At 46.9% G+C, this 24,608-nt stretch carries 26 protein-coding genes; 18 read left to right on the top strand and 8 right to left on the bottom strand.

Annotated features, from left to right (window positions below; all coding sequences use genetic code 11):
- Positions 1-50: 50 nt before the first annotated feature.
- Positions 51-947: a hypothetical protein gene (locus tag AWU77_RS15935; RefSeq protein WP_062065431.1), complete on the bottom strand. Its 897-nt coding sequence runs from the start codon at positions 945-947 to the stop codon at positions 51-53.
- A gap of 232 nt (positions 948-1,179) precedes the next feature.
- Here AWU77_RS15935 and AWU77_RS15940 point away from each other — a divergent pair, with 232 nt between their 5' ends.
- Positions 1,180-1,392 carry a hypothetical protein gene (locus AWU77_RS15940; RefSeq protein ID WP_152625381.1) on the top strand — a complete coding sequence of 71 codons (213 nt, stop codon included), beginning with the start codon at positions 1,180-1,182 and terminating at the stop codon, positions 1,390-1,392.
- A gap of 80 nt (positions 1,393-1,472) precedes the next feature.
- On the opposite strand, the gene argS is transcribed toward AWU77_RS15940, so the two are convergent.
- Positions 1,473-3,212, bottom strand: a complete 1,740-nt coding sequence (gene argS, locus AWU77_RS15945; protein WP_062065438.1) for an arginine--tRNA ligase — start codon at positions 3,210-3,212, stop codon at positions 1,473-1,475.
- Between the two features lie 188 nt (positions 3,213-3,400).
- Here argS and AWU77_RS15950 point away from each other — a divergent pair, with 188 nt between their 5' ends.
- The 3 genes from AWU77_RS15950 to AWU77_RS20780 all read left to right on the top strand — a co-directional run bounded on the left by AWU77_RS15950 (position 3,401) and on the right by AWU77_RS20780 (position 7,111).
- Complete coding sequence (locus AWU77_RS15950; protein WP_062065441.1) at positions 3,401-4,180, top strand: enoyl-CoA hydratase; 780 nt, start codon at positions 3,401-3,403, stop codon at positions 4,178-4,180.
- A 24-nt stretch (positions 4,181-4,204) separates the two neighbouring features.
- On the top strand, positions 4,205-5,023 hold the full coding sequence (locus AWU77_RS15955; protein ID WP_062065444.1) for an SDR family oxidoreductase: 819 nt from the start codon (positions 4,205-4,207) through the stop codon (positions 5,021-5,023).
- A 321-nt stretch (positions 5,024-5,344) separates the two neighbouring features.
- Positions 5,345-7,111, top strand: a complete 1,767-nt coding sequence (locus AWU77_RS20780) for a cellulose binding domain-containing protein (protein WP_062065447.1) — start codon at positions 5,345-5,347, stop codon at positions 7,109-7,111.
- A gap of 44 nt (positions 7,112-7,155) precedes the next feature.
- Here the strand turns inward: AWU77_RS20780 and AWU77_RS15965 are convergent, their stop codons facing one another.
- Positions 7,156-7,947: a glutaminyl-peptide cyclotransferase gene (locus tag AWU77_RS15965; protein WP_062065450.1), complete on the bottom strand. Its 792-nt coding sequence runs from the start codon at positions 7,945-7,947 to the stop codon at positions 7,156-7,158.
- A 34-nt stretch (positions 7,948-7,981) separates the two neighbouring features.
- Between AWU77_RS15965 and AWU77_RS15970 the strand changes: the two genes are divergently transcribed.
- Complete coding sequence (locus tag AWU77_RS15970; RefSeq protein ID WP_062065454.1) at positions 7,982-8,611, top strand: DUF502 domain-containing protein; 630 nt, start codon at positions 7,982-7,984, stop codon at positions 8,609-8,611.
- Between the two features lie 52 nt (positions 8,612-8,663).
- On the opposite strand, the gene AWU77_RS15975 is transcribed toward AWU77_RS15970, so the two are convergent.
- From AWU77_RS15975 to trmL, 5 genes are all read right to left on the bottom strand, one after another.
- On the bottom strand, positions 8,664-9,104 hold the full coding sequence (locus AWU77_RS15975) for a late competence development ComFB family protein (protein WP_062065458.1): 441 nt from the start codon (positions 9,102-9,104) through the stop codon (positions 8,664-8,666).
- A gap of 50 nt (positions 9,105-9,154) precedes the next feature.
- Positions 9,155-11,194 (bottom strand): bifunctional tRNA (5-methylaminomethyl-2-thiouridine)(34)-methyltransferase MnmD/FAD-dependent 5-carboxymethylaminomethyl-2-thiouridine(34) oxidoreductase MnmC, encoded by a 2,040-nt coding sequence (mnmC, locus tag AWU77_RS15980; protein ID WP_062065461.1) that lies wholly within the window; start codon positions 11,192-11,194, stop codon positions 9,155-9,157.
- Entirely contained in the window at positions 11,191-11,727 is a 537-nt protein-coding gene (fldB, locus tag AWU77_RS15985) for a flavodoxin FldB (protein ID WP_062065464.1), read from the bottom strand. The genes mnmC and fldB overlap by 4 nt, the downstream gene beginning before the upstream one ends.
- A gap of 67 nt (positions 11,728-11,794) precedes the next feature.
- Entirely contained in the window at positions 11,795-12,241 is a 447-nt protein-coding gene (locus AWU77_RS15990) for a flavodoxin domain-containing protein (protein ID WP_062065467.1), read from the bottom strand.
- A 42-nt stretch (positions 12,242-12,283) separates the two neighbouring features.
- On the bottom strand, positions 12,284-12,748 hold the full coding sequence (gene trmL / locus AWU77_RS15995) for a tRNA (uridine(34)/cytosine(34)/5-carboxymethylaminomethyluridine(34)-2'-O)-methyltransferase TrmL (RefSeq protein WP_062065470.1): 465 nt from the start codon (positions 12,746-12,748) through the stop codon (positions 12,284-12,286).
- Between the two features lie 170 nt (positions 12,749-12,918).
- On the opposite strand from trmL, the gene pilM reads away from it, so the two are divergent.
- From pilM to AWU77_RS16060, 13 genes are all read left to right on the top strand, one after another.
- A complete protein-coding gene (gene pilM / locus AWU77_RS16000) occupies positions 12,919-13,860 on the top strand; it encodes a type IV pilus biogenesis protein PilM (RefSeq protein ID WP_238582489.1) in 942 nt (313 codons plus the stop codon).
- 1 nt (position 13,861) lies between these two features.
- Positions 13,862-14,530 carry a hypothetical protein gene (locus tag AWU77_RS16005; RefSeq protein WP_062065476.1) on the top strand — a complete coding sequence of 223 codons (669 nt, stop codon included), beginning with the start codon at positions 13,862-13,864 and terminating at the stop codon, positions 14,528-14,530.
- Positions 14,530-15,213, top strand: a complete 684-nt coding sequence (locus tag AWU77_RS16010; protein WP_062065479.1) for a hypothetical protein — start codon at positions 14,530-14,532, stop codon at positions 15,211-15,213. Before AWU77_RS16005 ends, AWU77_RS16010 begins: the two co-directional genes overlap by 1 nt.
- Positions 15,206-15,547: a hypothetical protein gene (locus AWU77_RS16015; protein WP_062065482.1), complete on the top strand. Its 342-nt coding sequence runs from the start codon at positions 15,206-15,208 to the stop codon at positions 15,545-15,547. Before AWU77_RS16010 ends, AWU77_RS16015 begins: the two co-directional genes overlap by 8 nt.
- A 29-nt stretch (positions 15,548-15,576) precedes the next feature.
- Positions 15,577-17,367, top strand: a complete 1,791-nt coding sequence (gene mshL / locus AWU77_RS16020) for a pilus (MSHA type) biogenesis protein MshL (RefSeq protein ID WP_062065485.1) — start codon at positions 15,577-15,579, stop codon at positions 17,365-17,367.
- 63 nt (positions 17,368-17,430) lie between these two features.
- Positions 17,431-18,348 carry an ExeA family protein gene (locus AWU77_RS16025; RefSeq protein ID WP_062065488.1) on the top strand — a complete coding sequence of 306 codons (918 nt, stop codon included), beginning with the start codon at positions 17,431-17,433 and terminating at the stop codon, positions 18,346-18,348.
- Positions 18,348-19,571, top strand: coding sequence for a hypothetical protein (locus AWU77_RS16030; RefSeq protein WP_062065491.1), 1,224 nt, complete (start codon positions 18,348-18,350; stop codon positions 19,569-19,571). The genes AWU77_RS16025 and AWU77_RS16030 overlap by 1 nt, the downstream gene beginning before the upstream one ends.
- Before the next feature lie 44 nt (positions 19,572-19,615).
- A complete protein-coding gene (locus AWU77_RS16035) occupies positions 19,616-21,334 on the top strand; it encodes a GspE/PulE family protein (protein ID WP_062065494.1) in 1,719 nt (572 codons plus the stop codon).
- Positions 21,335-21,355: 21 nt separating this feature from the next.
- A complete protein-coding gene (locus AWU77_RS16040; protein ID WP_062065496.1) occupies positions 21,356-22,576 on the top strand; it encodes a type II secretion system F family protein in 1,221 nt (406 codons plus the stop codon).
- 7 nt (positions 22,577-22,583) lie between these two features.
- Positions 22,584-23,114, top strand: coding sequence for a hypothetical protein (locus tag AWU77_RS16045; RefSeq protein ID WP_152625382.1), 531 nt, complete (start codon positions 22,584-22,586; stop codon positions 23,112-23,114).
- A 175-nt stretch (positions 23,115-23,289) separates the two neighbouring features.
- Positions 23,290-23,700, top strand: a complete 411-nt coding sequence (locus AWU77_RS16050) for a type II secretion system protein (protein ID WP_062065502.1) — start codon at positions 23,290-23,292, stop codon at positions 23,698-23,700.
- Positions 23,701-23,736: 36 nt separating this feature from the next.
- On the top strand, positions 23,737-24,165 hold the full coding sequence (locus AWU77_RS16055) for a type II secretion system protein (protein WP_062065505.1): 429 nt from the start codon (positions 23,737-23,739) through the stop codon (positions 24,163-24,165).
- Positions 24,155-24,601, top strand: coding sequence for a hypothetical protein (locus AWU77_RS16060; protein ID WP_062065940.1), 447 nt, complete (start codon positions 24,155-24,157; stop codon positions 24,599-24,601). Before AWU77_RS16055 ends, AWU77_RS16060 begins: the two co-directional genes overlap by 11 nt.
- Positions 24,602-24,608 lie beyond the last annotated feature (7 nt).

The following is a 24,608-nucleotide window of genomic DNA, read 5'->3' on the forward strand; positions in this document are numbered from 1 at the left end:
TAGCCCCTCTCTGGCGACAGAGAGGGTTATAAAATACGAATTGCGCAATGCTACTGTGCGCCCCATCCCGCTTTTAAGCTTTCCCACATTTCATTAAAGTGTTTTTGTTCGTGTTCACGCAGCGCATCGTATTGCGCTTCAGTTAAAGTGGAGCGAGCAGTGTTGAGATAATTGTCTTTATAGTCATGCAAAGCTACATGTGCTTTTTCAATTAAAAAAGGTTTTTCTGCCGCTGGTGCGTTAGCGATTGTTTCTCCAGTGGTTTCCAAATAGCGATTAAACTCTTGCTTTTGTTCTAATTTACTCAGTAGCAGCGCTTCGCGTTTTTCACTTGGTATGGGTGATTCGGTCTGTAACTGATCAAAAAAATTGTTCATTTGATATTGTTCGTAGGCTGAGTCTTTGAGCAGTTCATAGGTTTTTCTGTCTTCTGGTGAGCTGAGCAGCTGGGCAATTTTTCGATCAATCTCGGCCAGGCTCTCCTGCTGTTTGCGAATAGCTTCTTCGGTATCGGCTTGTGACGAGTAATAGCCTATGCTGCTCGCGCCTAAAATTTGCTCGCGCTGCAGTAGTAAATCCTGCAGTTCACTGCGTGCATATCCTGCGAGCGCCAATTTTGACATAAGCAGTGCGTATTTCTTTTCCAGCGTTCGTTTGAGGTTTTCTTGTTGAATACTCACAAATGCACTTGTTGTGGTTGTTGCACTGGGGCTTGCAGCAACCATTTTGTTTGTGGCAGGCAGGGCCGTTTGACCAAAGGCAATAAAATCTTGCAGGTCATTAATTGCCTTTTGATGGTTGTTGCGTTCTAGCTGTAAGCGCGCGTCAAAATCTGCTTGTTGCTGAACTAATTGTTGCAGCAGAGTTTGCTGATCCAAATAGAGCACGCCGTAACGAGCCGATAACAGCAGCAATAGAACCGCAAGAATTATGCTTAATAATTTCATTTTTACCTCCGTAAATACGGACTCATTATTATGGATTGAGGTAAATATGACCGAATATACCAAGTAAGAATAGGTGGTTAGTCGCAGCCGACCATAGGCTTTGCCACATTTTTATAAGCTTGATTAAATTACATTTTTGCTCTTGCTTCAAGCTCTTGGTGCGGGCAGGGTGTTGCTATTCACTATATTGTGAAGTTTTAACGGCTTATCTCTATGGTGAATAATAAAAAAGATGAAATCAATGATGCTTAGGGCATTAAAAGATGTCGCTGCTGGCGTGATCCGGTCTAATCAAACAGTATTAATTGATCAAAAACGTATCCAGATTGTTGGTTCAGTCGATGAAATTGAACTGCCTGAAAATATTGTTGAAAAACGAGCAAAGAGCTGGAATGTAAGATGCAAGATTGTATGGGAGTTTATTAAAAATCCGGTGGGTTACTAAATTTGTGAGTGCTAATGTTGTAAATAATAAAACGCCCGGATATTAACCGGGCGTTTGTACTTTCAAGCGATATTGAGAAACTACATTTTTTCCATCACTTCAATACCCAATAAATCCAACCCTTGCGCGATGGTTTTTGCAACCAAGTGGCACAAGCGCAAACGGCTGTCGCGCAATTCAGGTGCGACGCCATCTTTTAAGATTGGGCAGGCTTCGTAGAAGGTCATGTATAAACTGGCGATCTCATACAAATAAGTGCAGAGCAAATGAGGCATTGCTTCCCGTGCGACTTGATCCAATACTTCGCTGAATTGCAGCAGTTTGATCGCGAGGGTTTTTTCTTGTTCAGTGCCAATTAAAATCGCGCTAGTGAGCGACTCTGGGGTAACACCGGCTTTGCGGAAAATACTTTGTACGCGGGTAAAGGCGTATTGCAAATAGGGCGCGGTATTGCCTTCAAAGCTGAGCATGGATTCCCAACTAAATACATAATCGTTAGTGCGGGTTTTACACAAGTCGGCGTATTTCACTGAGCCTATGCCGACTTTGCGACCAATTTCTGCCACTTCACTGGTGCTGAGGTCGGGATTTTTTTCGCTTACCAACGCCGTTGCGCGTTCAACGGCTTCAGTCAACAACTCGGCGAGTTTTACTGTGCCGCCGGTGCGGGTTTTAAAGGGTTTGCCGTCACTGCCCATCATGGTGCCGAAGGCCAAGTGTTCAAGGCTTACTGACTCATCCACAAATTTTGCTTTGCGTGAGAGGGTAAATACTTGCTGCATATGCAGTGACTGGCGCGCGTCAATAAAATACATAATGCGATTAGCGTTAAGGGTTTTTATGCGATAACGCAGTGCTGCCAAATCGGTGGTGGCATACAAAAATCCACCGCCTTGTTTTTGAATCAGCATCGGCGATGGATTGCCTTCTTTATCGGCCAGCTCTTGCAGAAACACAACTTGCGCTCCGTCGCTCTCAACGGCCAAACCTTGTTCTTGTAATTCTTTTACCACGGGTGCGAGATCGTTGTTGTAAAAACTTTCGCCGCGCACATCGCTATCTTTTAAGGTAACGTTGAGCTGCTGATAAATTTCGGTGCTGTGATGCAGGGAAATGGTTTTGAACTGTTCCCAAAGTTTTAACATCTGTGCATCGCCAGATTGCAAACGCACCACATACTCGCGCGCTTTATCGGCGAAGGTTTCGTCATCGTCAAAATGTTTTTTGGCTTGTTGGTAAAACACTTCCAAATCTTTGAGCTCCATGGCTTCATCGCCCTTGGCGCCCAATTGTTCTTCCAGCTCGGCAATCAACATGCCGAATTGTGTGCCCCAGTCACCCACGTGGTTTTGGCGAATAACATTGTGGCCCTGGAACTCCAGCAGGCGGGCGAGGGCGTCGCCGATAATGGTGGAACGCAAATGGCCTACGTGCATTTCTTTGGCGAGGTTGGGGCCGGAATAATCGATCACCACATTTTGCGGTGTGGCGACTTGTTCAACCTGCAGGCGCGCATCCGCTTGTGCCTTGGCAATTTGCTCACCTAACCACTCGGGGTTGAGATCGATATTGATAAAGCCGGGGCCAGCGATTTCCAATTTCTCGGCAATGCCATCCAACTCCAGTGCGGCGACGATTTTACCGGCCAGTTCGCGCGGGTTAGTGCCCATGGCTTTAGCGGCACCCATGGCGCAGTTGGCTTGATAATCGCCAAAACCAGCTTTTTTGCCTGGGGCGATTAATGCGGGTAAACCTGCGGGAACACCTACGGCCGCCATGGCAGATAGGACTTTTTGATTGAGTAATTCGCGGATATTCATAAAGTAAGGGAATCGCTAAAGACTGAAGAAATAAGGGCTGGAATTGTACCTGCCGAGGGTGGGGGATGCCATCTTTTATAGGTTTGTGCGGTCTCGCTGCGCATGCTGGGTGAGTTTGTCTATACTCATACGACTCTTTTATCCAGCTTGTTCCAATTTCCATTAACGCCCCTATGAAGGAACCGATAATGATAACTAGCCCTATCCCGCAGATTATTGCCCAGCTTGAAACCCGTATCCTTACCCTGAGCTTCAATCGCCCTGAACGAAAAAATGCTCTAACCCTTGCGATGTATGGTGCCTTGGCGGATTTGATTAACGCCGCCGATGACGATAACGAGGTGCGCGTGGTGGTATTGACGGGCACCGATGAATTTTTTACCAGTGGCAATGACCTGATGGATTTTATGAATGAACCGGAGATTCATGAGAGTCACCCAGTCGTACGTTTTATGGAAGCGTTGCGCCATTGCAGCAAACCCGTGGCTGCAGTGGTGCGTGGCCATGCGGTGGGAATTGGTACGACTATGTTGTTGCATTGCGATTTGGTCTATGCCGCAAATGATGCGCGTCTGCAGCTACCGTTTGTAAATTTGGGTTTGTGCCCGGAGTATGCCAGCAGTTATTTGGTGCCGCGTTTGGTTGGGCAGCAAAAGGCAGCGGAGTTATTTTTGTTGGGTGAGCCATTTTCTGGCGCCGATGCGGCGCTATTAGGCTTGGTTACCCAAGCAGTTCCGGTGGATGAACTTAATGAGTTTGCGCGCGCAAAAATTGCGCGCCTCGCATTGCAACCGCCAGGTGCTGTGCGCCGCACTAAAGCCTTGTTGCGCGCGGCAACCAATGTTGCGGTGGATGCGTCATTAAGTACGGAATATACCGGTTTTGCGGCTGGTTTGGCGTCGGATGAATGCAAGGAATCGGTCACTGCTTTTTTTGAAAAGCGCGCACCGGACTTCTCTCGCTTTTAAATAAAAATACCCTGAGAAAATATTATGAATACTCCGTTTGATTTCAAAAATAAAAACGTACTCGTCGTGGGTGGTACCAGTGGCATCAATCGCGGTATTGCCGAAACCTTTGCCAAAGCAGGTGCGCGTGTTGCGGTGGTGAGCCGTACACAGGATAAGGTGGACGACACCATCGCAGCATTAAAAAATTGTGGCGCTGCGGATGCTCGTGGTTTTGCCGCCGATGTGCGCGAAGTAGAGGCAGTAAAAAATGGTGTAGCCGAGATTGCGGCTGCATGGGGAAAACTGGATGTGGTTGTGTCGGGCGCGGCGGGAAATTTTCCCGCACTAGCGATGGGTATGTCACCCAATGGGTTTCGCTCTGTGATCGAAATCGATTTGCTCGGCACTTTCCATGTGATGCAGGCGGTGTATCCGCATCTGCAAAGACCGGGCGCGTCGATTATTAATATATCCGCGCCGCAAGCAGAAATTCCGATGGCGGGGCAGAGCCATGTGTGTGCTGCAAAAGCGGGTGTAGATATGATTACCCGCACCTTGTGTTTGGAGTGGGGTGTGGAAGGTGTGCGCATTAATTCTATTATCCCCGGCCCGATTGATAATACCGAAGGCATGAAACGTTTAGCGCCAAATGAAGCGATTCGCGCAGCGGTAAAAAAATCTGTACCACTGCAGCGCATGGGTTCAACCGATGATATCGCCAATGCGTGTTTGTTTTTAGCGTCTGATTTTGCCAGCTATATCAGTGGTGCTGTTATTCCGGTTGATGGCGGTTGGGCACAGGGTGGCGCCGCTTTAGTAGGGGCAGGTTTGGCGGAGATGTTGAAATCCAAATCAACCTGATTTTTTCACAGGCAAAAAATTGCAATATTATTGAGGCTGGCTATGGCGACTGGTTCGCAATTCAGCCTCGCATCCTCTTGTTTAATTCTATCTTGCTCGCTTAGTATCTTTCGTCCCGCCACTTTTTCTGATTTTATAAAACCATAAGAATAATTAGTGTTTTTGGTCGTCACATAAATAATAAAAAATAGTCGTTGTGTTTCAAACTTACTTTGAATGGTGAGAGAACTGGATAAGCACATCAACGTCTGGTGTGTTTTTTTGAACAATAATCTTATTCGCCTGCGGTAATTTTATACAAAGGTGACAAAAGGAAATGTTATGAATTCGTCTTTCTCTCTAGCAAAAAAAACCTTGGCGCTCGCCAGTATAGGCATGTTATCAATCCCTGCGGCAGCAGATTGGATTGCTAACGGAGGGGTGCTACTGGACCCTAATCGGCAGCCGTTTGTATTTCGCGGTATTACGGTAAATCACAGCCTAGCTCCTGAACGTACCGTTCAAGCAATTAAATATGCTGGTGCCGCAGGTGCTAACGCCGTACAAATTGAATTTGCTGCCGGTGTCTACGGCAATGGATCAGATTTGAATGGCGTTCAATTGCGTGCAATTGTCCAAGCGTGTAAAGAAAGTAAAACGGTCTGTGTGTTAGAGCCGAATGATGTTGCGGGATACCCCAATGCGATGGGTTCAAAGTCGCCAACAGATATAGTCGGGTATTATTATCAGTCAGATATTCGATCGGCTCTTATCGGTCAGGAAGATTACATTATGCTCGGCCTGGGTAATCAGGCACTAGGTGAGATGTCAGGGAATCTTGAATATGTGTTTCGCATGCAAACGTATATTCGTTATTTTATTGACTATTTTCCACGGTTTGTGTTGGTGGTAGATGGTAACACTTGGGGGCAAGATCCTACTAAAGGAATGCATGAATTAGTGGAATATATGAGGCCTTATGGAAGCTCTGGGCAGAAAATTATTTATTCGGTTGAAATGTTTGATGCGTATACCGATCCACAAAAAATGCGCGATTATGTCGCGAGTTTCTCCCAGCTTGGTGCTCCTTTAGTTATTGGTGGCTTTGCGCCAGCGCCATACTATCACCCACATTATTCAGTGCCTTTACCTACCATTCCTGTGCAGCTTCCTGCTTCTAATGTTATGCAGATAGCACAAGAATATGGTGTAGGTTATTTTGCCTGGAGTTGGAGTGGCAATGAAAACTCTGCGCTGGATATGGTAACCAATTGGAATCCACAGGAATTGACCGCTTGGGGTAATTTGGCGATTAATGATGTAAATGGTATTAAGGCAACCGCAAAACCGGCGAGTATTTTTAACAATAGTTCCAGCAGCAGTTCAGTGCCAGCCAATCAACCGCCTGTAGCTGCTATTACCTACAACTTTGAAACTGTGCGTTGCGGATCCTGGTACGGCAATGTAAGTGCATCTGGTTCTTTTGACCCGGATGGGGATCCACTGACTTATCAATGGGAAATCAGTGGTTACGGAGGCCCGATCACATCAACTGAACCTTCTGTGCGTTTTTATATGCAGCCGCCGCATTCTTACGCCATCAAGTTAACGGTAAGTGATGGAAGAGGTGGAGTGACTAGCACGTCGATTGTTCGTAATCATACGAATTCAGACAATTGTATAGGTTCAAGTTCAAGCTCATCGATCATTCCGTCCAGTTCATCCGTACCTTCGGTTGTTTCATCAAGTTCGTCTAGACCTTCCAGTGTTTCCAGTTCATCGCGCAGTTCTTCCAGTGCAATGGCGGCAGGCAATTGCACTTATGTAATTAACAGCCAATGGAACAATGGCTTTACAGCAGCAGTGCGCATTAAAAATACGGGGTCACAGCCTATTAATGGTTGGAATGTTAATTGGCAATATAGCGATGGTTCCAGAATCACTAATCTTTGGAATGCATCGTTGTCTGGCTCTAATCCCTATAGCGCAAAAAATCTAAGCTGGAATTCAACTATCCAGCCAGGTCAAACCATTGAGTTTGGTTTTCAGGGTAGTAAAGGTGCTGGCGCTGCACCTATTCCAGCGGTGACAGGAAGTGTTTGCCAATAGAAATCATTGATGCATTGATATTGCCCCGCCTGGTGCGGGGCTTTTTACTGCGAAATTCGAATCAAAAACATTTTTGGCCAGAGTTTTCCGGTAATCCAAAATGCCTGTTGTTTTTCATCCCACGCGATACCATTGAGCACTTGTTCGCTGTTATTAAGTTCAAGTTTTTGCTTCAGTTCCGATAAATCCATTTCACCCATTACATCTCCGGTAGCGGGATCAATTTTTATAATGCGATCCTGATACCAAATGTTGGCCCAGATAAATCCCCCCGCAAACTCCAATTCATTCAGTTGCGAAATCGGTCTGCCCGCGTCAGATACCTTTATTGTTTTGGTGATACGGAAATCGTCAGGACTGTGAAAGTACAGTGCGTCGCTACCATCACTGCGGATAAGTTGTCTGCCATCTTCGGTCAAACCCCAGCCTTCACCTTTGTAGGCGATGCTGTTTTGGTAATTCAGCGTGGTTTTGTCGTAAATCAATAGGGTTTGTTCTTGCCAAGTTAGCAGATACAGTTTATCGCCCAGAAGTGCCAAGCCTTCAGCAAAATAGCGTTCCGGAATCGTTTGTTTTTTGGTAAAAGGTGCCGATATTTTTGCCCATGTGCTGGCGGGTTCCGCGATAGGATAACTGACCAGAAGGGATTGGTTATAGAGGCCGCTGCTTTCATAAAAATGATCGCCATGCACCAATAAACCTTGGGTAAAAAGAGTGGGTTTGTGCGTGCGCTCAGCAATCAATTCATAGGCGATTGATTCAGCTGCCGTCACTGGGGCAGGGTTCGCTATAAACAATAAGCTGGTGCACAATAGTGCGCAAAGTATTTGTTTCACTCGGAATTCCATCTTTATTTGAAAGGCTCTCATCATGAAGCGTTTGCGTTCGTTTGTCAGCATTACCCTGATCGGTGGATTTATGGTAATCCTGCCGATTGCGATTTTTATGTGGTTAGTGGAATGGTTGTTGGGGATAGTGAGCTCACTGATTGAGCCGCTCAGTGTCTGGTTAGTAGAGCAGACGGCATTTACCAATTTTATGGCTGATGTGCTGGGCGTTTTGTTGTTGCTCAGCGCCTGTTTTTTGATTGGTTTGTTTATTAAAACCAGTGTGGGTGAGTGGGTTCACGACCAAATTGACGCCTGGCTAACCCGGTTGGCGCCTGGCTATAAAACAATTCGCGAAATAGTGTCCCAATTATTGGGTGGCGAGGGTAATACCTCGCTGTTAAAAGGCGAGGTGTGCCGTGCGTATTTGATGGGTCGTGCTGCCGGAGTGTCGGTAACGGCGATTGTGACCGCTAAACACAGTAATGGTGATGTTACCGTTTATGTGCCGACAGCACCCATTCCTACATCGGGGTTTGTTTATCATTTGTCCGCTGAATGTGTGGATTTATTGCCGCATATCAATGTAGAGACTGCCATGCGTACCGTAATTGCGTGCGGCAGCGGGTCGCAGATCATCTCCGGGGATGCGGTAGCGGGGGCAGCAAAATAGGAGTGGTACTGAGGCGATAAAAACCGAAGTTGGTTCTTATCGCCCGGACAAATCAGGACTTTTTCTTGCTAGCCTTCGCTTTCGGAGCGGCTTTAGTCGGTTTTGTCTCATCTCCAGCATTCTTGCTGGCTGTTTTTATAGGTTTGTCTGCACGGGTAGAAATAAGTGAAACCTCTACCGCTGGCAATTTGGGGTTCTCACCGCGCTCGCGGCTTTCTACGTAGTTCAGTGCATCGGTCACTGCTTGCTCAACTTTGCGTTCAATCTCCACCATATCCTGCGGCGACATAAAAAACGTCATGTCGACGTCGTGGCGAATATAGCGTGGCGGCAGGCGATTCAAGGCTACACAGGCGACATCGGCGAGAAAATCCCGATCACCTTGCTGTACGCGCTCACTTTGGTCGTACACTTCCTGCACCACCAGTCGCTCATAGTAATTGTGCAAAAAATCGACTTCATCATCCAAAACATAGGTGCGGTTGGTCAGCATAGGGTTACCTCTCTTTAGGGAATGCTAAAGAGTATAGACAGGGTTTTCCCTTAGCGTTTGTTCTTGATGAGGTCGCGAATTAAAAAACGTGCCGGATTCAACGCGTTGGCGAGTTCTCGTGGCAGCGGCAGCGTTTCCTGATTAATCTGCGCCGCCAATAATTCGGCGCAGAGTGGTGTGTAGGCTAGTCCGCGTGAGCCGTGGCCGATATTAATGAACAATCCTGAGTGATAGCGCCCGGTTTTATGAATTGCTGCACGCGCATTTTTGCGCAGGGGGGCAAAGTTCTCCAGCATGGCGTGTTCATCAGGCACTGCACCTATCAGCGGCAAATAGTCGGGCAGGGTGCAGCGAAAGGCTACACGCCCCGGTAAATTTTCTAACGCCAAATCGCGCCATTCATTCAATAACTCTGGCAGCGGCGAACGCAGGTTTTCTAGGTTGGTACGATGATCTTCTGCGCGCAACTCACGAGTTTCATCTTTTAAATTAAAGGTTGCGCCGGTGCAGTGTTGATTGTTTGCAGCGGGGCCGATATAGCCTTCGCTACACACGATAGTTTTGAGTAGGCGGCTGGCATCGGTTGGCGGAAGATAAGTGATTTGCCCGCGAATCGATTTGATCGGTAGGTGCTGTGTAAGTGCAAACGCTTTTGCATCACTGGCATTGGCAATAATCACTACCGGTGCGCGCAATTCTGGGTTGTTATTGATTTGCCAATTGTCATCCCGTTGTTCCAATACCAGTGCAGCGCAATCAGTAATGATTTTTATTGCGGGGTGATCAGTGAGCGTTTCGCAGAGTTTGCGCGGATTAATCCAACCGGCGTCGGGAAAATACAATGCACTTTGCGTAAGTGTTATCCCCGCAATCGCTGTTGCTTGCGCGGCATCGACAAATTGCACCAGTTCATCGGCGGCTGAAAATTTTTCGTGCAATTGCTGATGCAGCTGTTGTTCCGATTCGCAGTGCGCCAGTTGCAGCACACCACATCGCTCGCCTATATCATTCCAGCGTGATCGATAAAATTGTTGTGCAAACTGCAACGCATGCAAATTAAATTCTGCCTGCGCTTCATTTTTAGGCGATAACTTTGCGTAGAGTACACCTTGCGGGTTGCCCGATGCCTCTTGTGCAAGTGTTGCATGGCGTTCCACCAAGGTAATTTCCCAGCCGCGCTCGGCCAAGGCGCGCGCGCTGGTGCAGCCCGCTAAACCTCCGCCGATAATCAATGCGTGTTTTTTTTCAGCGACAGTATTTGTATTGATCGTCCAGGGCACAGGGTAGGGTGAGTAGCTGCGCGGTTGCCGTGAATCTTGGTAATTAATCGCTGGCGCTTGCTCCATGCAGGCTTTTACCATTTCGCGCTTGCGTCCGAAACCCGGCACTTTTTGAATAGTAAATCCCGCCAGTGTTAAACCTTGTTTAACAATAGCTGCCGCACTAAAGGTTGCGGCGGTTGTACCTGTATGGCTGAGTTGGCGAATTGCGGTAAATAATGCATCGCTCCACATTTGCGGATTTTTTGACGGCGCAAAACCATCCAAAAACCAGGCATCAATTTTGGCGCACTGGCTGGCGAAAGCGGGGTGGGGTGTGGCGAGCAGTTGGGCAAAACCGGTGGCGGCGTCATTAATAATCAGCGTGAGTCTGATGCGACCATCCATAAAACTCAGGCGATGAAAACCGGTGTCGACAAAGGTGGGATAGGCTGCGAGCAGTTGTGCGATAAATTCATCCAGCTCGGGCCAGAGCGCCAACGCACGTTGCAAATCCGGTTTGGTCAGCGGAAATTTTTCCACGCTGACAAAATGTAATTGCGCGCTGGCAGGTGCGGTGTTTAACCACAATTGCCAAGCGGCTAAAAAATTTAATCCGGAACCAAAACCGGTTTCGGCAATGGTGAAGTGCTCGCCAGCGGTAAGTTGCTGCCAGCGCTCGCTTAATTGATTGTGTTGCAAAAAAACGTGGCGGGTTTCTTCTAGGCCATTGGCGCGGGAAAAATACACATCGCCAAACACGCTGGATACTGGCTGACCATCTTCATCCCATTGTAATTGGGCGTGGCCGATGCTGGCTGAATCACTCACAAACCAAACTCTTCCACAATTTGTGCGCACCACTGTTGGATGCGTCCATCGCTCAATTGAAATTCGGTTTCGTCGTCTAATGCCAGGCCAACAAAATATTGCTCATCGGGCGTAAGTGCTTTGGAGGCTTCAAACACATAACCCGCACGCGGCCAGTAACCGCAGGGAGTTGCACCGCGATGCATGAGTTTGCTATGCAAATAACCCATCGCATCCAAAAACCATTCGGGGTAGCCAACCTGATCACCCAAACCATAAATGGCAACTTTTTTGCCGCTGAAATCGAGTGTATCCAATTCATCCCAAATATCTTCCCAGTCTTCTTGCAGCTCGCCGTAATCCCAAGTGGGAATACCAAAAATTAAATAATCGTAAAATTGGGTTTGAATAATTGGTGTATCGGCGATATTAAAAACATCCACGCGCTCTTCGCCGATCAATGCGTGCAGCGCGTTGCGGATTTTTTCGCCCGCCATTTCGGTGTAGCAGGTGGTGCTGCCGTAAAACAGGCCAATGGTTTTGGTTTCACTCATATCGATCACTTACGTTTAATCACACAGCTAATGACTGGCATCAACTCAGTTAATACACATAGATTAGTTACAGCAGCTTTGCCCAATCCTGTACCCACTCGCGCGCCAGTGTCGCTGCATCGTCACCACTGCTTGCGTCGAGCACGAGTGGCTCGCCGATACGCTGTGCACCCAAATCTTCAAAAGCTGCATCCAGCAAGCGTCCAGCTTCGTTAAACGTGGTGTAACAGCTATCGCCGAGATTGACCACGCCGTAGCGGCGCCCGGCAATACGTGGAAAATCGCGGGTGAGATGCAAATACAGCGGCTGGATATTGTCGGGCAATTCGCCTGAACCAGTATTGGAATGGCACAAAAGGATAATTTCATTTGGGTCGCGCGCCAGATCCTCTGCGCGTGCGTAAGTGTTCAAGCTGACTTCATGGCCGAGTTTGCTTAGCTCTTCGCTCAGAATTTCACCTACTTGCTCGGCACCGCCATAGACACTGCCAATAAAAATCTGGATTTTGCTCATTACTCAATCTCTTCATTTGTAGCGGCATTTTCCCGCTTGTTACTAAAGCGCGCCAGCATACCCCAATTGGCGCCAGGCTTCATAAACCATCACCGCCACCGCGTTGGATAAATTCATGCTTCTACTATTAGCGGCCATCGGGATGCGCAATACGTGCTCGGTAGGCAGCGATTCGCGGATATCCACTGGTAGCCCGCGCGTCTCTGGCCCGAACAATAAATAATCACCGGATTGGAATTGCGCATCGCTGTGGCAGCGGGTGCCTTTGGTGCTGAGGGCAAATATTCGCGCTGGTTTTTCATCGGCCAAAAATGCAGCCCAGTTTTTATGCAGTTGTACGTCCTGTATTTCCCGATAGTCCATTCCGGCGCGGTTTACGCTTTTCTCATCCAGTTTAAAACCCAGCGGTTCAATTAAATGAAGTTGGCAGCCGGTATTGGCGGCGAGCCGAATGATGTTTCCCGTGTTGGGTGGTATTTCCGGCTCAAAAAGAACTATGTGCAGCATTTGGCTTTTTTTACCTTTATGGTCTATGTTCTTAGTTAAAGGTTATGTTTCCACGGTCAATTATAAGCAAGAGTTATTAGCTGTCCTGCACAATCTTTTCCGTTTAGTGAAAAGTTGATAGTGCAACCATTGTAAACCCGATAGGTGAGAGCTCAGATTTGAAGCAGCTTGTGAAAAAAGTAGCCAGCGTTTTGCGTGGTGCAAATGGCCATAATCAGGTTGTGGGTGTGGACTTTAGCCCCACAGGCGTGGCTTTTGCACATGTCCGCCGCCCGGCCACACAACAACCTTGTCTAGTGAACTGCGATTTTATCCCTGCTGAAACCGGTGTTGAATTAGCCGATCTTCTGCGTGCCCGGTTAACCAAGCTGGGTTTGCTGGGCGTGCCTTGTAATTTGGTGATGAGTCCGGGTAGCTATCAATTAATTTTGGGCGAAGCACCCAAGGTGCCAGCAGAAGAATTGGCGGAAGCATTGCGTTGGCGGATAAAAGATTTGGTGCAGTTTCCGATTGCTGAAGCGGTTGTCGATGCTTTCTTTCTGCCGGAAGACAGTGCCCGTGGTACCAGCCGTATGGCCTATGCTGTGGCCGCTCAACGCAAAAATATAGAGGCGGCAGTAGCGGCGATTAGCGCAACTGGCTTGAAATTAAACAAGATTGATATTCCTGAATTGGTACTGCGTAATTTGGCCGAAGACTGCTGCGATACAAAACGCGGTGTGGCGATTGTGAAACTGCAGCAAGGTGGCGGCAGTTTGCAAATTATTCGCGATGGTAATTTGTATTTATCCCGTCAGTTTTCGCTCTCTTATAACGCTGGCTTGCTTGATGATTTGCCCGGCGAGGCATTGGTGTTGGAGTTGCAGCGCTCGCTGGATTATTTCGAGCGACAAATGCGTCAGGTTCCACCGAGCCACATTTATCTCTGTGGGGAAAATGTGACGGCCGATAAATTAACGCCCAGTATTCGCAATGCTCTTGCGGTAACCATCAACTTGCTCGATCTCACCAGTGGCTTACAGATTGCAGATGGAATTCCCGAACATATTTGCTCGCTCGCGTTACATGCGATAGGTGCCGCGCTGCGCCAAGATCAAGTGGAGCAAGGCTAAAATGCAACAGATCAATTTATATTTTCCGGAGTTTCAGCCCAATCGCGAACCCCTGCGCAGTATGCAAATGCTATGGGGTTTGGGCCTATTCGTTTTATTGTTGGTGATTGTTAGCGCCTATAGTGCAAACTCCAATCGTGAGCGCGAATTAGCCCTGGAGCAAAGCCGTGCGCAAGTAGAAGAGCTTAAGGCGCGTATTATGCTATTAGAGCAACAGCGACCGCGTAATAATCTCGTCGAGCTTGACCAGCAAATTGTGCAGTTAACGCAAGAGTTGGATCGACGCAAACAAATATTTTCGATAATTGCCAATAAAGACTTGGGCAATAACACAGGTTTTTCCGCACATCTGCAAGCCTTGGGACGCCAATCTTTGGATACGGTAAGTCTTTCAGTATTTTCACTCCAGTCGGGTGGCAACTACGCTGAGTTTGCCGGTAAAACACGTGCAGCAGATCAAATTCCTTTATATATACAGCGCTTGCGCAGTGATGTGGCATTTGCTCAGTCTGCATTCGGCGTGCTGAATATTGAGCCAGTAAAAAACAGCCAAGGGCTATTTGATTTTTCTCTGGCTAAGCAAGCTGCAAGAGCGGAACCAAATTCGGAAGGAAAAACAGCAGTGCAAATGCTGTTGAAATTGAATGAAAAAGCACGAGGTACACCTTAATGCCTCCCGCAATAAAAGATCTATGTGAAAAAATTGATAGCCGCATTTTGCGCGAGCGGATATTGATTTTTATTACTCTGCTCGCCGTGGTGTTTCTGTTATGGAATTTTCTGGTGCAGGCAAACTTTGATCGCGATCGCAAAGCTTTGCAAGTAGAAGCCGATAAAATTTCCGGTGAACAGCGCTCACTCGAAACACAAATCAACACATTGGCCATGGCGATGGCGAGTGATCCGGCTATCGCCAAAAATAACGAAATTCGTAAGCTCACCGCTGATATTGATGCGGTAGAAACTAAACTGTCCGGTTTGTCACAAGGCTTAATAAGTGCGGAACAGCTACCTAAGGTGCTAGAAGAAGTGTTATTGCGCACTGCTAGTGTAAAGCTGTTGCAGCTGCGTACATTAGCGGCTGCTGAATTGCAGTTGGTGCCTGTAACAACTGATGCAGTAAAGGAAGAAGGTAAAACACAGCCAGCGGGTACAGGCGTTTATAAGCATGGGGTGCTGATTCGTGTTGCCGGAAATTACTCGCAGTTAATTCAATTGATGACGGAAATAGAGTCACTGCAGTGGAAGTTTTATTGGGAGTCCCTTGATTACACAGTAAAACAATATCCTAATGCTGAGATCGATATTCGTGTATTCACTCTGAGTTCAGAAGAGGGGCTACTAGGTGTCTAAAACTATCGCAAGTTGTTTATGCGCAGTATTGCTCAGTGTTGACCTAATAGCTGAGCCAGCCACCGCTGATGTGCGGGATCCAACAATGCCGTTAGGGCATGTCGCCGTTAATGCGTCTGGTGCTGCTGTGCAGCTATTTACGCTAAATTCAATTTTAATCAGCCCGCAGCGAAAACTCGCCATTATTAATGGTAAAACGCTACGCGAAGGGCAGTTAATTCCCGGGTCAGCCAATGTAAAAGTGCAGCGCATTTCAGCGCAGGTGGTTGTGCTGCAACAAGCCGAAGAAACTCTAGTGCTGCGCTTATCGCCCAGCATTTTGAAAAGACACTAATCGATCAAAAAATATTTGAGGCAGTGACAATGTTCACCAACCCTAAAAAAATATCCTGTGTTGCGTTAGCTGTATTAATGCTCAATGCGTGCTCAACCAATAATAGCGATAAGCGTTTGGTTACTGAAAACGCGATGGATCAAGTAGTTGAACAGCAGCGTGAACAAAAGGCTTTGGCCAAATCTGTACCGCCAGAAGTAAATAAAGCACTACTCGATAATCAGGCGCTAAGCGCAAATGGTGCGGTAAAAAACAGCTATGAACGTTTTGATGTTTCCGTTCGCAATGTGGCTGCTAAAGATTTTTTTCTTGGGCTGGTAAATGGTACTGGCGTCAATGTGGTGGTACATCCGGATGTGCATGGCAGTGTGACGCTCGATTTGAAAAATGTCACGGTTGATGATGTGCTGCGTGTTACTCGCGATATTTATGGTTACGAATTTAAAAAAGAGCGTGGCATTTACACTATTTACGCCAATGCTATGCGCACTGAAGTATTTCAGATTAATTATTTGGATGTGCAGCGCGTAGGTGTTTCAGATACAAGTGTGATGATTGGTCGGGCGCAAGCATCCGGTAATAATTCGAATTCCAATTCAAATTCCGGTGGGGGCAATAGTGGCGGTAGTGATACTGCAAATTTGCTGGGCATGATTGAAAGTGCAAGACAAGGCGAAAACAGTGGTGGCTCCGGTTCAGCATTAACCCCTGGTTCCCGCGTACAAACATTAAACCGTACTGATTTTTGGGCTTCGCTGGAAAAAACTCTTGTTTCTATTATTGGCGGCGAAACCGAAAGCCGCTCGGTTATGATTACCCCGCAAGCGGGTATGGTAGTGGTTAAAGCTATGCCCCATGAGTTGAGTGCTGTGCGCACTTTTCTAGAGCGCTCGGAGTTGAGTATTAAACGGCAGGTTATTTTAGAGGCAAAAATTTTAGAGGTTCGTCTTAGTGAAGGCTTTGAAGCGGGTGTTAATTGGGGGGCGATTAGCGGGCAAATATCGGCAGCAAAAAACCTTCAGGATGGCTTTGCCCTAAACACCGATGGCAGTTCATCAGTAGATGAATTTAGAGATTTGGCCATCACGCGAATTTTCACTAATCCAGATGGAACAAGAGAAGTTATCTCAACCGACGGGCGCGAACGCATCGGTGGTACAGTAGCCGGTTTAATACAAGTTACGGATATAACCAAGTTGTTATCGCTACTGGAAACCCAGGGTAGTGTGCAAGTGCTTTCCAGTCCGCGTGTTTCTACAGTGAATAATCAAAAAGCCGTTATACGCGTAGGCTCCGATGAATATTTTGTGACCGGTATTTCGAGTAATCAAACGCAAAACGCTGCCACTACAACCTCTACCCCCAATATCGAACTCTCATCTTTTTTCAGTGGTATATCGCTGGATGTGACCCCACAGATTTCCGAGACAGGCGAAGTGATTTTGCACATTCATCCGGTGGTAAGTGAAGTTACCGACCAACAAAAAGTATTTACGGTGGGGGATCAGGAGTTTGCTTTGCCTCTGGCACTACGCGGTGTGCGTGAGTCAGATAGTATTGTGAAAGCGGCCAACGGGCAGGTTATTGTTTTGGGCGGCCTAATGACTGAATCCACCAATAATGCTAACGGAAAACGTCCGTTGCTGGGTGACATTCCTGGCGTAAACGCATTATTTCGTACCAAAAATAGACGTAAATCAAAGACAGAGTTAGTTATTTTGCTGCGCCCAATTGTTGTTGATGACAAAACTTGGGACGCACAATTGAATGACGCACAAAGCAGTATGCAACGTATTGGCGATGCCTATCGTAAGCAGTAAAAACGGTTGCAGTCAGTTGAAATAAATCGCAAATGCACAGTGTGTTTGTCTGAGAGGCCTTCCATGTACCGTCAACACTTTGGATTACAGGAGCATCCGTTTTCATTAACCCCGGACACCCAGTTTTATTTTAATAGTCAGAGCCATCGCGAGGTATTAAGTACACTTGTGCTGGCACTGCGCCACAGCGAAGGGTTTATTAAAATTGTCGGGGAGGTTGGTACAGGTAAAACGCTGTTGAGTCGAAAGTTATTGGCAAGCCTGGGCGATAATTTTATCACTGCTTATATTCCTAATCCCTATTTGACTCCCGACGAACTCAAGTGGTTTTTGGCTGAAGAAATCGGTATTTCTTACTCGCCTGAAATTCCCTCCTACCAGCTGTTAAAAGATATCAATTTACGTTTGGTTGAGCTGGCGCAACAAAAGCGGCAGGTTGTACTGATTGTGGATGAAGCGCAAGCGATGCCGCGTGAAACTATTGAAGCGCTGCGGTTGTTGACTAATCTTGAAACTGAAAAAAGTAAATTGCTACAAGTTGTTTTGTTTGGGCAGCCAGAGCTGGATGAGTTGTTGGATCGCCCGGACTTGCGCCAACTTAAACAGCGCATTGTTTTTGCAGAGTATTTACAGACAATTCCCAAAAAAAATCTGGCGGATTACCTAGCCTATCGATTGAGCTCTGCGGGTTACCGCGGTGCATCTTTATTCTCATATTCCGCAATAAGTTTGTTGTATAAAGCATCCGGTGGTGTACCGCGTTTGATTAATGTGATGGCACATAAGGCAATGCTTGCGGCTTATGGACAGGCGGCCAAGCGTGTTAATCGCAGCCATATGGTGCGTGCAATTAGTGATACCGCAGAGAGTAAATCATTGGGGCGCTGGTTAGCGCGGCGCGACTATTGGTTGTGGCCCATGTTGGCCGCTAGTGCAGCGGCTATTATTGTACTGGCTCCCGGTTTATTGGGGTACACCTAATGAGCTTGCTTAACGACATGTTGAGGGATCTTTCACAACAACAAAAAAGCACTGATCCAATTGCAGTCGTGCCGCAGGCGAGTGTTGATCTACAGGCGGAGGAGCAACGCGAATTATTTTATAACTCCAGTGCAGCAAAGCCTTTGCCGCGCACGCTACTGCCTAGCTTAGTTGTATTTTTTTTAGTGTTAGCCATTCTTGTGTTTTTAAAGCTGAAGCCCGCTACGCAACAAGCTGCGGATGAATCAGTGAACGCATTACCGATTGCTGAGCAAGCCCAAGCGGAGAGTAAATCTGTTGGATTAAAAGGAGCAAGTGAAGTTGAGCGAATCATTGCTGCGCCTGCAGTATCGACGCCTGAGTTGGGTGAACGAATTGCTGCTTTGGAGTCTGCGATTACTCAGTTATCAACTGTGGTTGCCAATGCAAATATTCAACCGGATAGCGATGAAATTGTTGCTGCGACAAGCGAACTTAAAAACCAAAATGCCAATGCAGATCTGCAAGTAGTTGAGCGAGAACTGCAAGCTGAACACATGCCTGTAGACGCAACGGAAGAAAATCTAACGTCTGTCAGCATTCAAGAACCATTTGTCGAACCTGTGGAAGAGCATGAAATGGAGCAGGGCGAACCAGCGTTGTCAATTACGCCCAATGCCAAGTGGCAAGATCAGCAGCAAGCGCAACAGGCGAATCAATTAATCGCGCAAGGGCAGGTGGATGTTGCGATTGAGAAACTGCAACAGTTTATTGGGTCTACCGCACAGCCACAGGAATCGGTAAAAGCCTTGCTCGATATTTTTGCGGCGCAGGAGCGTATTGAAGCAATGCAATCACTCCTACTGCAAGCAGATTATTTGCCCTTGGTTGAGCGGACTTTTTATACGGCAAAGATGGCTGTTATTCAGCAACAGGATGCACAGGCAATTCAGCTGTTGGAAGCTCATTTTCGCGAAGCGGGGCAGCATGAAGCTTACCGTGCGCTACTGGCGGGCTTGTATCAGCGTGCAGGAATGAATTTGGAGGCGGCTAATCATTATCGCCGGTTGCTTAGCGTGTTTGGCGATAAGCCTGCGTATTGGTTGGGGTTTGCACTGGCACAGGACGCCCTTAACCAACCACAGGTGGCTGCGCAAGCTTATCAGCGGGTAAACCAATATGCCGACTTGCAGCCGCAAGTACGTACCTATGTTCAGCAGCGAATTGCTGCGCTGCAGCAATAATTTGTATTGCTACTTCATCAACACTAATAGTTGGTTAAACAGTTATGACTAACAATTTTTCGCAAAAGCGTATTCGGATCGGCGATTTACTGGTCGAGAAAAATATGATTTCCGAAACCCAGTTGCAACATGCTTTGCAAGAGCAAAAACTCACTGGGCGAAAGCTGGGCGCCACCTTGGTGGAACTTGGTTACGTTGAAGAAAATGCGCTATTGAGTTTGTTGTCGGCGCAATTGGATATTCCGTTTGTGGAATTAAAACAATTTCGTTTTGATCGCGATTTAGTACAGCAATTACCGGAAACCAGTGCGCGTCGTTACCGTGTAATGCTGCTGCGCGAAGATTTTGATGGTCTTCTACTGGGTATGGCTGACCCGACGGATATTTTTTGCCTGGATGAATTGCAACGTATTTTGCAAAAAAATCTTAAGCCGGCGGTAGTGCGTGAATCGGAGTTACTGGATATTTTGGATATCGCGTATACCCGCGCCAGTGAAATCGCCACGCTTGCCGGTGAGCTTGATGAAGAGCTGCAAGAGTCTGCGTTGGATTTGGCGGATTTTGCTGTAGATGCTACAGACAGCGAAGCGCCGGTAGTCAAGCTACTGCAAAAAATATTTGAAGAGGCGATCAATACTAAAGCCTCGGATATTCATATCGAACCCGATGAAAAAGTGCTGCGCATCCGCAATCGTATTGACGGTGTGCTGTTAGAGCAGGTGATGAATGAAAAACGCATTGCTTCTGCTTTGGTGGTTCGTTTGAAACTTATGTCAGGTATGGATATTTCAGAAAAACGTTTGCCGCAAGATGGCCGCTTTAATTTAAAAGTGAAACATCACAATATCGATGTGCGTATTTCTACTATGCCAGTGCAGTTTGGCGAGTCAGTAGTAATGCGTCTGCTTGACCAAACAGATGGTGTTCGCCCCTTAAGTAACGTGGGCATGCCAGATTATTTGATTGATCGTTTTCGCAAAGCCATCACGCGTCCGCATGGATTGGTATTGGTAACCGGCCCTACAGGTAGCGGTAAGACGACCACGCTTTATGGCGCTTTGTCAGAGTTAAATAAACCCGAGAAAAAAATCATCACCGTTGAAGATCCGGTTGAGTACCGCTTGCCGCGGATTAGCCAAGTGCAGCTGCATGAAAAAATCGGTTTGAATTTTGCCAGTGTGTTGCGCGCAACACTGCGTCAGGATCCGGATATTTTATTGGTTGGTGAGATTCGCGATGCGGAATCGGCAGAAATTGCGCTGCGTGCATCCATGACCGGCCATATGGTGTTATCAACCTTGCACACCAATGATGCGGTTACCTCTGCACTGCGTTTAATGGATATAGGTGTGGATGGCTACTTAGTGGCGACAGCATTAAAAGCGATTGTGGCACAGCGATTGGTGCGGCGTATTTGTACTAGTTGTGTTCAAGCTTATACGCCCGATGCCAACGAGCGGCAATTGCTGGCAACCATTGGTAAAGGGCGGGATTTTAGTGGTGTTGCATTTAAGCAGGGTACAGGTTGTCCTCATTGTCACAATACCGGTTATCGCGGGCGTATTGGTATTTTTGAAATGTTGGAGTTAAATCTCGAAATGGCCGAAGCCTTGCGCGTGAATGATATTAATGGGTTTACTCGTGCGGCTTACGCTGTCCCTAATTTTGTCACGCTGAGTGAAGCAGCATTGGGTTATGCAATAGAAGGTACAACTACACTTGAAGAAGTGATGAGTATATCCGCACAAATTGATGACATCTAAAATGTCGGGTAATAAATAACTATGGCAATCTACGAATTCAAAGGCCGCAATGTTGAAGGCCGTTTGATAACCGGACAAGTGGATGCATCCAGTCAGGATGCCGCTGTGAATCAGTTATTGGGGCGCGGTGTAACGCCAGTTGAAATTAAAGAATTTATTGAACAGCTGAGCTTGTCTGAAAAGTTCGCGCGCGCGACAAATCGTGGGCGGGTGGAAACTGTTGAACTGATTATGTTTTGCCGTCAAATGCATACCATCACCCGCGCGGGAATTCCGCTGGTAAAAGGCTTGCGTGGTTTGTCTGCATCACTACGTAACTATGCCTTTCAACAGGCGCTGAATGACATTGTCGAACGTCTGGAAGCCGGGGTGGAGTTGTCTACGGCAATGCGTGCGCACCCGAAAATATTTCATAATTTATTTGTCAGCCTGGTGAGTGTTGGGGAAAGTTCAGGGCGCTTGGATTTGGTGTTCAAACAGTTAAGCGAGTATATGGAACGTGATTTGGCGACCATGAAAAGCATTAAGACTGCACTGCGTTATCCAACATTTGTATTGATCGCGATTACGATTGCCATTGGGATTATCAACGTAAAAGTTATTCCTGCATTTGCCGGTATGTTCGCCAAATTTGGGGCGCAGCTACCGTTGCCTACCCGCATATTAATTGGAATTTCAGATTTTTTTGTCAATTATTGGATGTATGTTGTAGCCGCTATAGCAGCACTGGTTGCTTGGACATATCACTATGTAAACACTCCAGAGGGCAGCCGGGTATGGGGGCGTAAAAAACTGCGGCTGATTGTGGTAGGCGATATTATCGAGCGTGCATCTCTCGCTCGTTATGCCCGTTCATTTGGTTTGATGCTTAATGCGGGTTTACCGCTGTCTAATGCGCTGGAACTCAGTGCTCGTACAATAGATAACCCTTATCTCGGTGATAAGATTCGTGGGATTCGCGCAGGGGTGGAGCGCGGCGAAGGCTTGTTTCAAACCCATTTGGTTAGTGGCATGTTTACCCCTTTGGTATTGCAAATGATTTCAGTGGGAGAAGAAAGCGGCCAGGTGGACACTCTGTTGACTGAAGTAGCTGCTTTTTATGAAAGTGAAGTGGAATACGATGTAAAACAGCTGAGCGATAGAATCGAGCCGATTATGATTGTGGTGATGGCAAGCTTTGTCACCATACTTGCGTTGGGCATCTTTCTACCCATGTGGGATATGTACAACATTCAGAAGTGAGGTGTGTTTGATTCAAACCTATCACAATGGGCGATTCGAATTTTTTGTTGTGGTGATCGTTATTGCGATTATCGCGCTCGCCGCGCTTGGGCGTTATTCCTTAATGGCCAATGATGCTCGGGTTTTACGTCTGGAAATTATATCGCATCACTTTATGACTGGGGCAGCTAATGCTCGGGTTGAGTATTTGATAGAAAATGTAGTCAACCAAGAGCGTAGATCGGAGCCGCTTAAAATTACCGGAGCGGTGGTTTATTTTTCTCCGCAAGGCTGGCCAGTTTCCTTGGGTGCCCCGGTAACTGCTGATTATCAACCAACCGATGAAGATTGCTTTCAGTTGTGGCAGTTGCTTCTGCAAAATCCAGCGCCTATAACCAAGGGCGCGGGTATTGAGAGCCGCAATGAATACCGGGTATTTGCCCAGCCTAATAACTGCCGCTATGGTTTCTCAGATGGTTCCGCCTATTTCGATTATTACCCCTTGGATGGCAAATTACTTTTTATTCCGGTAAATAATGAAAACAATAATATTAATTAGTGTTGAGACTGGCATTTCTGATGGTTTTAGCTATATTTTGTTTTAACTAAGAGTGTTTTTGTTCGCAAATGCGACAGTATTTGTGAACCCAAGGATGTGTAGCTTAAAAGGCTCGGTGGCATAGAGCTGGTTTTGTGTAGTTCACCTAAATTTTTATCCGTGTGGAGCTTTGTTTATGAAACAACAATCTGGTTTTACTTTGATTGAATTGATTGCGGTAATTGTTATTCTCGGGATTTTGGCGGCAACTGCTTTACCCAAATTTGTTGATCTATCTGACGCGGCAAAACAATCTGCTGCACAGGGTGTGGCTGGAGCGCTGGGTAGTGCGGCAGCCCTGAATCATGCCTCTAGAATCGCGGTAAATGCCGGTTTAACTGCTCCAACTCCTGCTCCTATTACTATTGCAACTTGCGCCGCAGTGGGTGCTTTGTTGGATGGTGGGTTGCCTGCTAAATATGTTATTAGTACAACTGCTACTGCAGCTGCGGGTACTGTTTGTACTGTGGCATATGATACAAATGGCAACTCAACGTTTGACGCCACTGACACACCTACAGCAAGTTTTACCGCCTTTGCTGATTGACCTTGGCTGGCTATGGAGTTGAGATTGAGGAGACTTTTGTATAACCAAACCAAAGGATTCTCGTTAATTGAATTAATTACCGTGATGATATTGGTAGGAATTATTTCAATCTCTCTTTTTAGTCGTCTGGGGCCAGTCAATACTGCCGCAGTGCAATCAGGCCGCGATGACCTCATCGCGGCTTTGTTTTTTGCACAACAACAAGCCATGATGCGCAGTAATATTAGCTTGGTACTCACCTCTAACACTATTAGTGTTAAAGAGAGCGGTGTTGCAATCAAAGCCGGTAGCGACTATTACCCACTGACTGTGCCGGTAGGTGTCAATTTGCCAGCGCTGACATTGAATTACGATAAGTTGGGGCGTACAAGTAAAACACCAATAGTGTTAACCGGTTCGGGTAATAGCAGTGGAGTAACTGCAACGATTCAAGTTGAAGCGAGTGGTTATGCATATGCGCAATAGTTTGCTCGCAAATCGCATTCAAATATTGGGCGTTAGCCTGATTGAAATGGTTGTTTTTATCGTGGTGGTTAGTATTGCTCTGCTTGCGTTAGTGGGTGTTTATCGTCAAGCAACTATTAACAACGTCGACCCTATTGTTCGCGTAAAAGCTCTGGAGGCTGCGCAGTCACTATTAGACGAAATACTCTCCCTTAAATATTCCGAAAGTACGCCAACTGGTGGTATTCCCGCTTGCTCAGCTTGCGACGATACTCCAGATAGCAATATGAATGATGTGGATGACTATCGCAATTGGAGCGATACGCCTTACCCCGGTTATACCCGTTCGGTATCAGTAAGCACTAATGCGGGCAATACCATAAAACTTATTACTGTCAGCGTCTCTACTCCCAGAGGCGAAACCATTTTGTTGGCTGCTGAGCGAGCAAATTTTTGATGTTGCT

The organism is Cellvibrio sp. OA-2007 (assembly GCF_000953825.1).
GTDB lineage: Bacteria > Pseudomonadota > Gammaproteobacteria > Pseudomonadales > Cellvibrionaceae > Cellvibrio.